Annotated in this window: 12 protein-coding genes and 1 tRNA gene; 6 read left to right on the forward strand and 7 right to left on the reverse strand. The window is 71.3% G+C overall.

Annotated features, from left to right (window positions below; all coding sequences use genetic code 11):
- Positions 1–67: 67 nt before the first annotated feature.
- The 3 genes from prmC to hemA form a co-directional block, all read right to left on the reverse strand.
- Positions 68–883, reverse strand: a complete 816-nt coding sequence (gene prmC, locus CKO43_RS07500; protein ID WP_200378289.1) for a peptide chain release factor N(5)-glutamine methyltransferase — start codon at positions 881–883, stop codon at positions 68–70.
- Entirely contained in the window at positions 883–1,977 is a 1,095-nt protein-coding gene (gene prfA / locus CKO43_RS07505) for a peptide chain release factor 1 (RefSeq protein WP_200227426.1), read from the reverse strand. Before prfA ends, prmC begins: the two co-directional genes overlap by 1 nt.
- Before the next feature lie 64 nt (positions 1,978–2,041).
- Positions 2,042–3,337 carry a glutamyl-tRNA reductase gene (gene hemA, locus CKO43_RS07510; RefSeq protein ID WP_200227428.1) on the reverse strand — a complete coding sequence of 432 codons (1,296 nt, stop codon included), beginning with the start codon at positions 3,335–3,337 and terminating at the stop codon, positions 2,042–2,044.
- Positions 3,338–3,425: 88 nt separating this feature from the next.
- On the opposite strand from hemA, the gene CKO43_RS07515 reads away from it, so the two are divergent.
- The gene (locus CKO43_RS07515; RefSeq protein WP_200227429.1) at positions 3,426–3,707 is read left to right on the forward strand and encodes a hypothetical protein; all 282 of its coding nucleotides are present in this window, start codon (positions 3,426–3,428) and stop codon (positions 3,705–3,707) included.
- A gap of 9 nt (positions 3,708–3,716) precedes the next feature.
- On the opposite strand, the gene miaB is transcribed toward CKO43_RS07515, so the two are convergent.
- The 3 genes from miaB to CKO43_RS07530 all read right to left on the reverse strand — a co-directional run bounded on the left by miaB (position 3,717) and on the right by CKO43_RS07530 (position 5,579).
- Positions 3,717–5,051, reverse strand: coding sequence for a tRNA (N6-isopentenyl adenosine(37)-C2)-methylthiotransferase MiaB (gene miaB / locus CKO43_RS07520; RefSeq protein ID WP_200378290.1), 1,335 nt, complete (start codon positions 5,049–5,051; stop codon positions 3,717–3,719).
- Between the two features lies 1 nt (position 5,052).
- A complete protein-coding gene (locus CKO43_RS07525; protein ID WP_200378291.1) occupies positions 5,053–5,433 on the reverse strand; it encodes a hypothetical protein in 381 nt (126 codons plus the stop codon).
- Positions 5,434–5,502: 69 nt separating this feature from the next.
- A tRNA-Met gene (locus tag CKO43_RS07530) sits at positions 5,503–5,579 on the reverse strand.
- Between the two features lie 47 nt (positions 5,580–5,626).
- Between CKO43_RS07530 and ftsY the strand changes: the two genes are divergently transcribed.
- Positions 5,627–6,766 carry a signal recognition particle-docking protein FtsY gene (gene ftsY, locus CKO43_RS07535; RefSeq protein WP_200378292.1) on the forward strand — a complete coding sequence of 380 codons (1,140 nt, stop codon included), beginning with the start codon at positions 5,627–5,629 and terminating at the stop codon, positions 6,764–6,766.
- 392 nt (positions 6,767–7,158) lie between these two features.
- On the opposite strand, the gene ffh is transcribed toward ftsY, so the two are convergent.
- Complete coding sequence (gene ffh / locus CKO43_RS07540; RefSeq protein WP_200227434.1) at positions 7,159–8,526, reverse strand: signal recognition particle protein; 1,368 nt, start codon at positions 8,524–8,526, stop codon at positions 7,159–7,161.
- Positions 8,527–8,571: 45 nt separating this feature from the next.
- On the opposite strand from ffh, the gene CKO43_RS07545 reads away from it, so the two are divergent.
- From CKO43_RS07545 to CKO43_RS07560, 4 genes are read left to right on the forward strand one after another with little or no spacing between them, the layout of a single operon-like run.
- A complete protein-coding gene (locus CKO43_RS07545; protein ID WP_200227436.1) occupies positions 8,572–9,390 on the forward strand; it encodes a cytochrome C assembly family protein in 819 nt (272 codons plus the stop codon).
- Positions 9,387–9,623 (forward strand): PP0621 family protein, encoded by a 237-nt coding sequence (locus CKO43_RS07550; RefSeq protein ID WP_200227438.1) that lies wholly within the window; start codon positions 9,387–9,389, stop codon positions 9,621–9,623. Before CKO43_RS07545 ends, CKO43_RS07550 begins: the two co-directional genes overlap by 4 nt.
- Positions 9,624–9,629: 6 nt before the next feature.
- On the forward strand, positions 9,630–11,495 hold the full coding sequence (locus CKO43_RS07555) for a two-component system sensor histidine kinase NtrB (RefSeq protein WP_200378293.1): 1,866 nt from the start codon (positions 9,630–9,632) through the stop codon (positions 11,493–11,495).
- Positions 11,492–12,931: a sigma 54-interacting transcriptional regulator gene (locus CKO43_RS07560; protein ID WP_200227441.1), complete on the forward strand. Its 1,440-nt coding sequence runs from the start codon at positions 11,492–11,494 to the stop codon at positions 12,929–12,931. Before CKO43_RS07555 ends, CKO43_RS07560 begins: the two co-directional genes overlap by 4 nt.
- Positions 12,932–12,933 lie beyond the last annotated feature (2 nt).

Below are 12,933 nucleotides of genomic sequence, written 5' to 3' on the forward strand. Positions count from 1 at the left end.
CCGCTGCCCGCAGGAATCCACGCGACGAATCGTGACATCCGCGCCATGCCGCTGGCGCGGTGGTGTCTCAGCGCGGCAGGCAGCCGCCGGTGCAGCGTGGCTGCGTGCCCAGGTCGTGGCGCGTGGTGACCGCCGTAAACCCGGCGCCGAGCAGCAGTGCCTGCACCGCCTCGGCCTGGTCGTAGCCGTGTTCGAGCAGCAGCCAGCCGCCGGGCACCAGCTGCGCCGGGGCGCCGGCGACGATCTGGCGCAGCGCATCCAGGCCGTCGCCTTCAGGCGTCAGCGCGCCGCGTGGCTCGTGGCGCAGCGCCGGCAGGTGCTCGTCGTCGCCGGCGATGTAGGGCGGGTTGGACAGCACCAGATCGAAGCGCCGGCCGGCCAGCGGCTGCCACCAGGCGCCGGCGACGAAATCGACCTCGAGCGCGAGCCGCTTCGCGTTGGCGGCGGCGACCGCCAGCGCGGCTTCGCTGACGTCGGTGGCGACGACCGTGACAGCGGGTCGCGCGTGTTTGACCGCGAGTGCGATCGCGCCACTGCCGGTGCCGAGGTCGAGCACCTGCGCCGGCTGCTCCGGCGGCAGCAGTTCCAGCGCCCAGTCGACCAGCACTTCGGTGTCCGGTCGCGGCACCAGCACGGCGGGCGTCACCTGCAGCGCCAGGCCGTGGAACTCGCGTTCGCCGACGATGTAGGCCAGCGGCACGCCGGCGGCGCGGCGGGCCAGGTCGGCACCGAACTGCGCCGCGACCGGCGGCTCCAGTGCGTCATCGTCGTGCGCCAGCAGCCAGGCACGCGTGCGCTGCAGCCGGTGGGCCAGCAGCAGCTGGGTGTCGAGCCGGTCGACGCCCAGTTCGCGGCCGGCGGCGAGCGCTTCGCGTATGCGCATCAGCGCTCTCCGGTCTCGAGCTGTGCCAGCTGTTCGGCGGAACGCGCCGCCTTCAGCGCGGCGACGATGTCGCCCAGGTCGCCGTCCATGATCTGGCCGAGCTTGTACAGCGTCAGGTTGATGCGGTGGTCGGTCAGCCGCCCCTGCGGGAAGTTGTAGGTGCGGATGCGGTCGCTGCGGTCGCCGCTGCCGATCAGGCTCTTGCGCGTCGCCGCCTCCTGAGCGGCACGCTCGGCGCGGTCCTTGTCGCGCAGCCGCGCCGCCAGCACCGCCATCGCCTTGGCCTTGTTGCGGTGCTGCGAGCGATCGTCCTGGCACTCGGCGACCAGGCCGGTCGGCAAGTGGGTGATGCGGATCGCGCTGTCGGTCTTGTTGACGTGCTGGCCGCCGGCGCCGCTGGCGCGGAAGGTGTCGATGCGCAGATCGGCCGGGTTGAGCTGGATGTCCTCGGCCTCGTCGGGCTCGGGCATCACCGCCACGGTGCAGGCGCTGGTGTGGATGCGGCCCTGCGACTCGGTGGCCGGCACGCGCTGCACACGGTGGCCGCCGGACTCGAAACGCAGCGTGCCGAAGACGCCGTCGCCCTCGACACGCAGCACCAGTTCCTTGTAGCCGCCGAGTTCGGACTCGCTCTCGCTCATCACCTCGACGCGCCAGCCCTGGCGCTCGAAGAAACGCAGGTACATGCGCGCCAGGTCGCCGGCGAACAGCGCCGACTCGTCGCCGCCGGTGCCGGCGCGGATCTCGACGAAGGCGTTGCGCGCGTCGTCGGGGTCGCGCGGAACGAGCGCGAGCTGCAGCTCCTGCTCGAGCCGGGCGAGGTCGGCCTCGGCCGCAACGACTTCCTCGCGCGCCATCTCGGCCATCTCGGCGTCGCTCTCTCCGGCAAGCATCTCGCGCGCCGTGCCCAGGTCGGCTTCACGCTGCAGGTACTGGCGCCAGCGGCCGACAACGTCGGCGGCTTCGGCCTGCTCGCGCGCGAGCACGCGGAAACGCTTCATGTCGGCGCTGACCTGCGGGTCGGCCAGCAGCGCATCCAGTTCGGCGAGCCGCATCCCCAGGCGCTCGAACTGCTGTCGCAACGATTCGTTCATCGGCGGTCCAACGTAAAAACGCCCGGCCCCGCTGACGAGCGGGGCCGGGCGTGGGGATGGGGCGCTAGCGTTCGGCGCTGGGCGAGCGCGAGCTCTGGCGCAGGAACAGGCGCGAGACAGTCTGCGCGAGCTGTTCGCGGTCGTTGCCGTCGGCCGAATGCAGCTCGGCCAGCGTGCCGTGCAGCATCTTGTGCGTCAGGCCGCGCGACAGCGCTTCGAGCACGGTCTCGATCGGCTCGCCACGTGCCAGCAGGCGGCGGGCGCGCTGCATCTCGATCGCGGACCAGTCTTCGGCCTGGCGGTTCAGTGCCTGGATCAGCGGCACCGCGGCGCGCTGGTCCAGCCAGTGGGCGAAGCTCTGCACGCCGGCGTCGATGATGGCCTCGGCCTGTTCGACGGCGGCCTGGCGCTTCTCGCCGGCCGACTGCACGACGGCCGACAGGTCGTCGACGGTGTACATGTAGACGTCGCGCAGCTTGGCGACTTCGGGCTCGATGTCGCGCGGCACGGCCAGGTCGACCATGAACATCGGGCGATGGCGGCGCAGCTTCAGCGCGCTCTCGACCGCGCCCAGGCCGATGATCGGCAGCGAGCTGGCGGTGCAGGAGATGACGGCGTCGAACTCGTGCAGGCGCTGCGGCAGGTCGGTCAGGCGGATCGCCTGGGCGCCGAAGCGGCCGGCGAGGTGTTCGCCGCGTTCCAGCGTGCGGTTGGCGATCGCCATGCTGCGCGGCGTGCGCGCCGAGAAGTGCGTCGCGACCAGCTCGATCATCTCGCCGGCGCCGACGAAGAGCACGTGGATGTCGGCCAGGTCTTCGAAGATCTGGGCTGCCAGGCGAACGGCCGCAGCGGCCATGCTGATCGAGTGCGAGCCGATTTCGGTGGCGGTGCGAACTTCCTTGGCGACCGAGAACGAACGCTGGAACAGCTGGTGCAGCGTCGTGCCCAGCGTGCCGGCTTCGTCGGCCTGGCGCACGGCCTGCTTCATCTGGCCGAGGATCTGGGGCTCGCCCAGCACCATCGAGTCCAGGCCCGAGGCGACGCGGAAGGCGTGGCGTGCGGCGTCGCGGTCCTCGCGCACATAGGTGTGCGACTGCAGGTGGCCGCCGGTGACCCCGCCCTGTTCGGCCAGCCAGTCCATCGCCGGCCGTACGAGTTCGTGCACGGCCTTGGGATCGGCGGCGACGTAAAGCTCGGTACGGTTGCAGGTGGAGACCAGCGCCGCTTCCGGCATCGACCGGTGCAGGCGTTCACGCAATGCGCGCAAGGCCGTCGGCATCTGTTCCGGCGCGAACGCGAGCCGCCCACGCAGATCCAGCGGGGCGGTGTTGTGATTTAGGCCGAGTGCAAAGACGCTCACGAGTCTGATTGTAGGAGTCGGCTGACAGTCCGGGTTGCTTCAGGCTTGAGCAGGGTCAAAGCCTGAGTCCGGGGCAAAATCGGCGGCGATGGGACCTCTGGACGCTCTGTGGCATCTGCTCAACTTCCTTCTTCCGGCGGCAGGCGTCGCGGCGCTGGCCGCCGCCGCGGCCAAGCTGCTGTGGCGCCGTGAGCTGAAGCCGGTTCCGTGGTTCCGGCTGGCACGCGACGCCGCGCTTGCCAATCTGGCCGTGCTCCTGGCCGGCCTCGTGCTGACGCGCCATGACGGCCGCATCGTCACCTATGGTGCGATGGTGCTGGTCTGCGCGCTGGTCCTGTGGTGGCGCGGGTTCGGCCCCGGCCGGCGCTGATTCTCCTGTTCAGTCCGCCAGCACCGGCGTACCGCGCAGCGAGTGCGGCAGTGCTTCGGTGACCTGGACGTCCAGCATGCGCCCGACGAGCCGGGCCGCGTTCGGGCCCCCGTCGAAGTTGACGATGCGGTTGCATTCGGTGCGGCCCATCAGTTCGGCCGGGTTCTTCTTCGACGGGCCTTCGACGAGGATGGTCTGGCGCGTGCCGACGCGCGAGGCGCTGATGCGGCGCACGTTGGCCTCGATCGCCGCCTGCAGCCTCTGCAGCCGCGCGAGCTTGAGCTCCTGCGGCGTGTCGTCTTCCAGCGCTGCGGCCGGCGTGCCCGGGCGCTTGCTGAAGACGAAGCTGAAGCTGGCGTCGTAGCCGATGTCTTCGATCAGCTTCATCGTGCGCGCGAAGTCGTCCTCGGTCTCGCCGGGGAAGCCGACGATGAAGTCCGACGACAGGCTGATGCCCGGGCGCACCTCCCGCAGCTTGCGGATCGTGCTCTTGTATTCGAGCGCGGTGTAGCCGCGCTTCATCGCCGACAGGATGCGGTCGCTGCCGTGCTGCACCGGCAGGTGCAGATGCGAGACCAGCTTCGGGATCTTCGCGTAGGCGTCGATCAGGCGCTGCGTGAACTCGTTCGGGTGGCTGGTCGTGTAGCGGATGCGCTCGACGCCGGGGATGTCGGCGACGTATTCGAGCAGCAGCGCGAAGTCGGCGATCTCGCCCGACTCGCCCATCGTGCCGCGGTAGGCGTTGACGTTCTGGCCCAGCAGCGTGACTTCGCGCACGCCGCGGTCGGCGAGGTCGGCGACCTCGGTCAGCACGTCTTCGAACGGGCGGCTCATCTCCTCGCCGCGCGTGTAGGGCACGACGCAGTACGAGCAGTACTTGGAGCAGCCTTCCATGATCGAGACAAATGCGCTGGCGCCTTCGACACGCGGCGGCGGCAGGTGGTCGAACTTCTCGATCTCGGGGAAGCTGATGTCGACCTGCGGCCGGCGCTCGGCGCTGCGCGCGGCGATCATCTGCGGCAGGCGGTGCAGCGTCTGCGGGCCGAAGACCATGTCGACGTAGGGCGCGCGTTCGATGATCGCCGCGCCTTCCTGGCTGGCGACGCAGCCGCCGACGCCGATCAGCACGCCTTTTTTCTTCAGGTGCTTGACGCGGCCGAGGTCGCTGAACACCTTCTCCTGCGCCTTCTCGCGCACCGAGCAGGTGTTGAACAGAACGAGGTCGGCCTGCTCGGGGTCGTCGGTGGGTTCGTAGCCACCGGCGGCGTTGAGCACGTCGGCCATCTTGGCCGAGTCGTACTCGTTCATCTGGCAGCCGAAGGTGCGGATGTAGACCTTCTTCATGTCACTTGGTCCAGGTCTGGGACAGGGGGTCGAAGCGCCACTTGGCGGCTTCCTCGGCGGTCTTCGGCCAGAGCTTGGCGCGTTCGGCCGCGTTCAGGATCCAGACCTCGAGCACTTCGCCGCGCAGCTCGCGTGTGTAGTTCACGGCGAGCTTCTGGCCTGCGATGCTGCCGGACAGCGCCAGCAGGTTGTTCTCGCCGTGGATGCGCGCACCGGGTGCCAGGCGCGCGGCCTTGCCGTTGAGCAGCAGCTCGGGCGGCTGGGTGACGACGAGCTCGGCGCGCAGCGAGTTCGGGGCGAGCTTGCGCTGCACGACGATCTGCGCGGCGCCGGGCAGCGCCGTCGAGGCGAGCAGGGCCGCCAGCGTGACACAGCGGAGCATGGTGTGGATCCAGTGGCCGTGAAACGTAAAAACGGCCCGAGGTCTCGGAAAACCTCGGGCCGGTGACTTTGGTGGCGCTTCAGGGATTTGAACCCCGGACCTGCGGATTATGATTCCGTCGCTCTAACCAACTGAGCTAAAGCGCCTGAGCCGCGCAGTATAGCAAGGCTCTCGCAGGCTCGTCAGCCCCCCGATGTTCAGCTTTTTCAAGAAGAAGGTCACGCCGCCGGTGGCCCCCGCCGAGTTGCCGCCGGTCGAGACCTCGGACGACGCGCCGCCGCTGTCGGATGCCGAACTCGAACGTGCCGCGCTCGCTGCCCAGCCCGAGGCCGAGGCCGAGCCTGCCGTGGAGCCGACGCTGCCGCAGGCGGATGCCGCGCCGGCCGTCGTCGACGAGCAGCCGGAGGCGGGCGCGCAACCGCGCTCGCGCTGGCTCGACCGTCTGAAGCAGGGCCTGCGCAAGACCGGCGGCAGCCTGACCCAGGTCTTCACCGGCGCACGCATCGACGATGCGCTGTACGAGGACCTGGAGTCGGCGCTGCTGGTCGCCGACACCGGCGTCGGCGCGACCCAGTTCCTGCTGCAGGACCTGAAGCGCCGCGTGAAGGACGCTCGTGCCACCGAGCCCGCGGTCGTCAAGGCGCTGCTCGCCGACGCGGTCAGCGAGCTGCTGGCGCCGTTGCAGCGCCCGCTCGTGATCGGCCAGGCCTCGCCGACGGTGATCATGGTCGCCGGCGTCAACGGCGCCGGCAAGACGACGACCATAGGCAAGCTCACGCGCTACCTGGCCGAGTCGGACCAGCGCGTGCTGCTGGCCGCGGCCGACACCTTCCGCGCCGCGGCGCGTGAGCAGCTCGGTGTCTGGGCCGACCGCAACCGCGTCGAGATCGTCAGCCAGCAGGGCGGCGACCCGGCCGCGGTCAGCTTCGACGCCGTCACCGCCGGCCGCGCGCGTGGCTGCGACGTCGTCATCGCCGACACCGCCGGCCGCCTGCCGACGCAGCTGCACCTGATGGACGAGCTGAAGAAGATCAAGCGCACGATCGCCAAGGCGCAGGAGGGCGCGCCGCACGAGGTGCTGCTGGTCATCGACGGCAACACCGGCCAGAACGCGCTCGCCCAGGTCAAGGCCTTCGACGCTGCGCTCGGCCTGACCGGGCTGGTGGTGACCAAGCTCGACGGCACCGCCAAGGGCGGGGTGCTGGCGGCGATCGCGCGCTGGTGCACCGAGCAGGGCCGGGTCGTGCCGGTCTATTTCATCGGCGTCGGCGAGAAGCTGGAAGACCTGCAGACCTTCGACGCGCGGGAGTTCGCGAACGCGCTGCTGGGGTGAGCCCGGACGTGAACGGTCCGGTGGACCGTTCACGCCTGGCGAACGGCCGGGCCACCGGCCCGGGTGGGGCGGCGGCGGGTGAAGCTGCGGCGCGCTGAGGCTGCAGCGCGCTGAGGCTGCGCGGGCCACGGCCGCCGGGCGGCCGGCTGGCTCCATGTCCTCCGGCCCGGCTGCGCCGGGCCTCCTCCTTTACTTCCGCCATCCGGCCGCCCGACGTCCGTGGCTGGCGACGTCGGCGGTGCACCTGATCGAGTGCCGATCACGGCGCAGGAGCCGGTCGACGGGGCGCGCCCTGGAGCGAAGTATTAGGAGGAGGGCGGGCGCAGCCCGCCCGGGGGACATGAGCGCAAGGGCGCGCCCCGTCGACCGGCGGGCGCGCAAGAGCGGGACTGTCAGCCGCCCATCCCCGGCGGCAGCATGCCCTTCATGCCGCCCATGCGTTTCATCATCTTCATCAGGCCGCCGCCCTTCATCTTCTTCATCACGCCCTGCATCTGCTCGAACTGGTTGAGCAGGCGGTTGACTTCCTGGACGTGAACGCCGGCCCCGGCGGCGATGCGGCGCTTGCGGCTGGCCTTCAGCAGCTCGGGCTTGCGCCGCTCCAGCGCCGTCATCGAGTTGATGATGCCTTCCATGCGGCGCACGTCGCGTTCGGCCTTGTCCATGTCGGCGCCCTTGGCCTTGGCCGTCATCTGGCTGGGCAGCTTGTCCATCAGCCCGGCGAGACCGCCCATCTTCTTCATCTGGCTGATCTGCGAGAGGAAGTCGTTGAGGTCGAAGCCGCCGGCCTTGACCTTGTCGGCGAGCTTCTGCGCCTCCTTCAGGTCGACGCCCTTCTGCACCTCCTCGACGAGCGCGACGATGTCGCCCATGCCGAGCACGCGGCCGGCGTGGCGCTCGGCGTCGAAGACTTCCAGGCCGTCGATCTTCTCGGAGACGCCGGCAAACTTGATCGGCGCGCCGGCGACCTGGCGCACCGACAGCGCCGCGCCGCCGCGCGAGTCGCCGTCGAGCTTGGTCAGCACGATGCCGGTGAGCGGCAGCGCCTCCTTGAAGGCGCGTGCGGTGTTGATCGCGTCCTGGCCCTGCATCGCGTCGACGACGAACAGCGTCTCGACCGGGTGGATCGCCGCGTGCAGATCGCGGATCTCGGCCATCAGCGCTTCGTCGATCGCCAGCCGGCCGGCGGTGTCGACGAGCAGCACGTCGAAGTAGTGGCGCCGCGCGTGGTCCAGCGCGGCCAGCGCGATGTCGCGCGGCTTGTCGGTCGGCGTGCTCGGGAACCATTCGGCGCCGGCCTGCTTGGTCACCGTCTTCAGCTGCTCGATCGCCGCCGGGCGGTAGACGTCGGCCGAGACCGTCAGCACCTTCTTCTTGCGCCGCTCGATCAGGTGCTTGGCGAGTTTGGCCGTCGTCGTCGTCTTGCCCGCGCCCTGCAGGCCGGCCATCAGGATGACCGCCGGCGGCTGCACCGCGAGGTTCAGGTCGGCCACGCCCTCGCCCATGGTCGCGGCGAGTTCCTTGTGCACGATGCCGACCAGCGTCTGGCCCGGGTTCAGCGAGCCGGCGACCTCCTGGCCCAGTGCCTTGTCCTTGACGCGGGCGATGAAGTCGCGCACCACCGGCAGCGCGACGTCGGCCTCGAGCAGGGCCATGCGCACTTCGCGCAACATGTCCTGAACGTTGCCTTCGGTGATGCGGGCCTGGCCGCGCATCGTCTTGACCAGCCTCGAAAGCCGGTCGGATAGGGTCGAGGCCATCGCCGTGTCAGGCTGAAACCAGCCCGCCAAAAGTACACTGTCGGCATGATTCTATCGAGTGCCTCTCCTGTGGTGAGCGGCGGGCTGCCTCTGTTCGTCGCGCTCGTGGCCATTGCCGGCTACGCCGTCGCCGCCCTGCCACTGGCCAAGTCCGGCCGCGTCTGGATCGCCGCGCTGCATGTCGGCTGGCTCGCGCACCTCGCGGCGCTGGTGCTGGACATCGGCGGCATCGGCCAGGAGATCCCCGGCGCGCGCGTCGGTTTCGGGCCTGTGCTGTCGCTGACGGTGTGGCTGGTGATGGCGGTGCACACCGTCGAGAACCGCTTCATGCCGCTGCCGGCGGTGCGGCGCTGGCTCGCGGTCTGCGGCGCGATCGTCGTCGTGATGGCGGCGCTGTTCCCGGGCGAACCACACCACTACGCCTCGCCGCTGGCGCCGCTGCACTTCGCGCTCGGGGTCGGCTCGTACAGCCTGTTCGGTGCCGCGGTGGTGCACGCGATGATGCTCGACGCCAGCGAACGCCGGCTGCGCGCGCGCGTCGACATCGAGAACCCGCGTACCGGCATGCCGCTGTTGCTGCTCGAGCGCCTGACCTTCCGCTTCGTCGAAGCCGGCTTCTCGGTGCTGACGGCGACCATCCTGCTGGGCGCGCTGACTTCAGTCGGCTGGCGCTGGGACCACAAGGTCGTGTTCTCGCTGATGGGCTGGGCGGTGTTCGCCGCGCTGCTGGTCGGGCGCCACCGCCAGGGCTGGCGTGGGCGCCAGGCCACACGCTGGGTCTACGTCGGTGCGGTGCTGCTGCTGCTGGCCTACGCCGGTTCGCGCTTCGTCTTCGAGGTCCTGCTCGGGCGTCCGCCAGCGTGAAATACCTGCTCGTCATCGCCGTCGTCGGCTTCGTGCTCTGGCTGATGTTCGGCCGTGGGCGCCGGCCCGACGCGCCGCCGCGGCCCCGCCGCGGCGCGGCGCGTGCACCGGGGCCGGTCGAGATGATCTCCTGCGCCCACTGTGGCGTGCACCTGCCGGCCGACGAGGCCGTTGCCGATGCCGGCGGCCGGCGCTTCTGCAGCGAGGCCCACCGCCTCGCCGGTCCGCGCTAGCGCGTGATGGACGCGCCGCCCGGCGACCGTCGGCCAGGCGATCGTCGACGCGGCGACCGCCGGGCAAGCCCGCGCCACGCCGAATCGTCCTGGTTCGGCCACGAGTCCTACTTCGACCCCGGCTGGGCCGGCGGCAACCCCGAGCTCGACCAGCGCCTGCGTTCGTTGTGGTCGCAGCGCATCGTCGGTGCCGAGGACAGCGCGCTCACGCGCATCCACCGCACCTATGCCGCGGTGCGGGCCGCCTTCGGCCTCGCGCTGGTGGCGGCGCAGGGCGCCGGCAACCTGTTCGGCGCCCGGGTCTCGCTGCCGCTGACGCTGGTCTGCATCGCCTACGCGGTGCAGGCGATCGCGCTCTGGCTGCTGCCGCGCTTCCAGCCGCTGACGACGCCGGTGGCTTCGCCGCCGCTGCGCCGGCGCCAGTGGCTGGCGACGATAGGCGTGGACCTGCTGGCCTTCGGTGCGCTGCACCTGATGGGCAGTGGCGGGCCGATCAACTACTCGGCGCTGCTGGTGCTGCCGGTGCTGATGGCCGGCGCGATGAGCACGCGGCTGATCGCGCTGGCCACCGCCGCCGGCGTCGCGCTGCTGCTGCTGGCCGGCGCCTGGCGCGGCTCGTTCGACGACGGCGCCATCGCCGGCTCGCTGCTGCAGTCGGGTCTGGCCGGCCTGGGCCTGTTCGTCATCGCGCTGCTCTCGGGCGAGCTGGCGGGGCGCCTGGCGCGTGAGGAGCGCGCGGCGCGCGGCAGCCTCGAGCTCGCGCGCCAGCAGGCGCAGCTCAACCGCCTGGTGATCGAGGAGATGGTCGACGGCGTGCTCGTGGTCGACGCGCGCCAGCGTGTGCGCGCCGCGAACCCGGCGGCGCGTGCGCTGCTGGTCGATTCGGGTCTGAGCCCGCCGGCCCCGTTCGGGCTCGACTCGCGGCCGGTGTGGCGGCCGCTGGCGCAGGCGGTGGCGCGAGCGCTTTCCGATCGCGACTGGCCCGAGGCCGGGCGCGAGCTGACGCTGTCGTTCGAGCCGGGCCACCAGCGCACGCTGCGGCTGCGCGTGCGTTTCGTGCGCGGCCGGACTCCGGGCGAGGGCAACGCCGGCGAGCCGCTGTGCGTGCTGCTGCTCGAGGACGTGCGCATCGCGCAGGCGCGGCTGCGGCAGGAGAAGCTGGCGGCGATGGGGCGCGTCTCGGCCGGCATCGCACACGAGATCCGCAACCCGCTGGCGGCGATCTCGCAGGCCAACGCGCTGCTGCTCGAAGACGAGCTCGCGCCGGCGCAGCACCGGCTGGCGCGCATCGTCGCCGACAACGTCGACCGCCTGAAGCGCATCGTCGACGACGTCATGGAACTCGCGCCCGGCGGCCCGGTCAGCCCGCCCTTGCCGGTGGATGCGACGGCCGAGGTCGGCTGCACCGCCGCCGAGTGGGCGCGCACCGTCGGCCTGCCGCTGGGGCCCTGCAGCCGGCTGCAGGTCGAACTGCCCGCGGGGCCGCTGGGTGTCGGCTTCGACCCCGAGCACCTGCGCCGCGTGCTCGTCAACCTGCTCGACAACGCCGGGCGCCACGCGAGCCAGGCGCCGGGGGCCATCCTGCTGCGCGTGGCCGCGGCCGGCGACACGCTGGCGCAGCTCGTCGTCGCCAGCGACGGCGCCGCGATCGCGCCCGAAGTCGAGCCCTACATCTTCGAGCCCTTCTTCTCGACGCGCAGCCGCGGCGCCGGCCTCGGCCTGTATATTTGCCGCGAGCTCTGCGAGCGCTACGGCGCAAGCATCGAATACCGCCGGCACGGCGGCGACGATTCCGCCCGCAACGAGTTCGTCGTCACGATGAAGCGCAGCTCTCTGCCGGCTGCCGACACCTCACTGCCACTGCATCCGTGAGCGCCCCCACGCCGCCCCGATTGCTCGTCGTCGACGACGAGCCCGATCTGCGCACGCTCTACGAGCTGACGCTGCTGCGCGAGGGTTACGACGTCGAGAGCGCCGAGACCGTCGAGGAGGCCTGGGCGGCGCTGCAGTCGCGCCGCTTCCAACTGCTGATCACCGACATGCGCCTGCCCGACGGCACCGGGCTGGACCTGCTGCGCCGGCTGGAAGACGCGGGCCGCGGCGAGAAGGGCATCGTCATCACCGCCTACGGCTCGGCCGAGAACGCGGTCGAGGCGCTGAAGGCCGGGGCCTACGACTACCTGACCAAGCCGGTGGACCTGCGCCAGTTCCGCGCCGTCGTCGCGTCGGCGCTGGGGCGCACGCCGGCTGCCGATGACGCACGCGGCCGGCCCGCCGAGGCGCGCCACCCGGCTTCGCGGCGGGCACTCGACCGCATGGCGGGCCGCTCGCAGGCGCTGCAGCGTGTGCGCTCGCTCGTCGCCCGGGTCGCGCGCAGCATGGCGCCGGTGCTGGTGCACGGCGAGTCGGGCACCGGCAAGGAGCTGGTCGCGCACGCGATCCACGAGCTCTCTCCGCGGCACGCGATGCCTTTCGTCGCCGTCAACTGCGGCGCGATCCCGGAGACGCTGCTCGAAGCCGAGTTCTTCGGCTACCGGCGCGGCGCCTTCACCGGCGCCGTCGAGGACCGCGAAGGTTTCTTCCAGACCGCCCAGGGCGGCACCCTGTTCCTCGACGAGATCGGCGACCTGCCGCTGGCGATGCAGAGCAAGCTGCTGCGTGTCATCCAGGAGCGCGCGGTGCGGCCGCTGGGCGCGGCGGCCGAGCAGGCCGTCAACGTGCGCATCGTCAGCGCGACGCACAAGGACCTGGCGGCCGAAGTCCATGCCGGGCGCTTCCGCCAGGACCTGTTCTATCGCCTGAACGTCATCGAGATCGTCGTGCCGCCGCTGCGCGAGCGGCTCGAGGACCTGTCCGAGATCGCCGCCGCGGTGCTCGAACGCATCGCTGGCGACGCCGGCGTCTCGCCGCCGCCGACGCTGGCGCCCGAGGCGCTGGCGCACCTGTCGCGTTATGCCTTCCCGGGCAACGTGCGCGAACTCGAGAACCTGCTGCACCGCGCCGTCACGCTGGCCGGCGGCAGCGTCGTCGAGTGCCGCGACCTGGGTCTGCCCGAGGTCGCCTTCGCCGACTCCGAGTACCTCGGGCTGGAGGCGGCAGCGGTGGAGCCGCTGCGCGCCGGCCCGGCCGAAGCGCCGCTGCCATCGGACCTCGCCGCCTACCTCGACCAGGTCGAACGCGAGATCCTGGAGCGCGCGCTCGAACGCCACCGCTACAACCGCACCGCCGCCGGCGCCAGCCTGGGGCTGTCGCTGCGCCAGATGCGCTACCGCATGGCGCGGCTGGGTGTCGGCAGCGGCGACGACTGAGG

The organism is Rubrivivax gelatinosus, assembly GCF_016583785.1.
Classification (GTDB): domain Bacteria; phylum Pseudomonadota; class Gammaproteobacteria; order Burkholderiales; family Burkholderiaceae_C; genus Rubrivivax; species Rubrivivax gelatinosus_B.

Excerpts from the sequence above, each read along its gene's own strand:
- prmC (WP_200378289.1), bottom strand. The coding sequence starts at position 883 with ATGCGCATACGCGAAGCGCTCGCCGCCGGCCGCGAACTGGGCGTCGAC.
- miaB (WP_200378290.1), bottom strand. The coding sequence starts at position 5,051 with ATGAAGAAGGTCTACATCCGCACCTTCGGCTGCCAGATGAACGAGTAC.
- CKO43_RS07555 (WP_200378293.1), top strand. The coding sequence starts at position 9,630 with ATGGACGCGCCGCCCGGCGACCGTCGGCCAGGCGATCGTCGACGCGGC.
- prfA (WP_200227426.1), bottom strand. The coding sequence starts at position 1,977 with ATGAACGAATCGTTGCGACAGCAGTTCGAGCGCCTGGGGATGCGGCTC.
- CKO43_RS07525 (WP_200378291.1), bottom strand. The coding sequence starts at position 5,433 with ATGCTCCGCTGTGTCACGCTGGCGGCCCTGCTCGCCTCGACGGCGCTG.
- CKO43_RS07515 (WP_200227429.1), top strand. The coding sequence starts at position 3,426 with ATGGGACCTCTGGACGCTCTGTGGCATCTGCTCAACTTCCTTCTTCCG.
- ftsY (WP_200378292.1), top strand. The coding sequence starts at position 5,627 with ATGTTCAGCTTTTTCAAGAAGAAGGTCACGCCGCCGGTGGCCCCCGCC.
- ffh (WP_200227434.1), bottom strand. The coding sequence starts at position 8,526 with ATGGCCTCGACCCTATCCGACCGGCTTTCGAGGCTGGTCAAGACGATG.
- CKO43_RS07545 (WP_200227436.1), top strand. The coding sequence starts at position 8,572 with ATGATTCTATCGAGTGCCTCTCCTGTGGTGAGCGGCGGGCTGCCTCTG.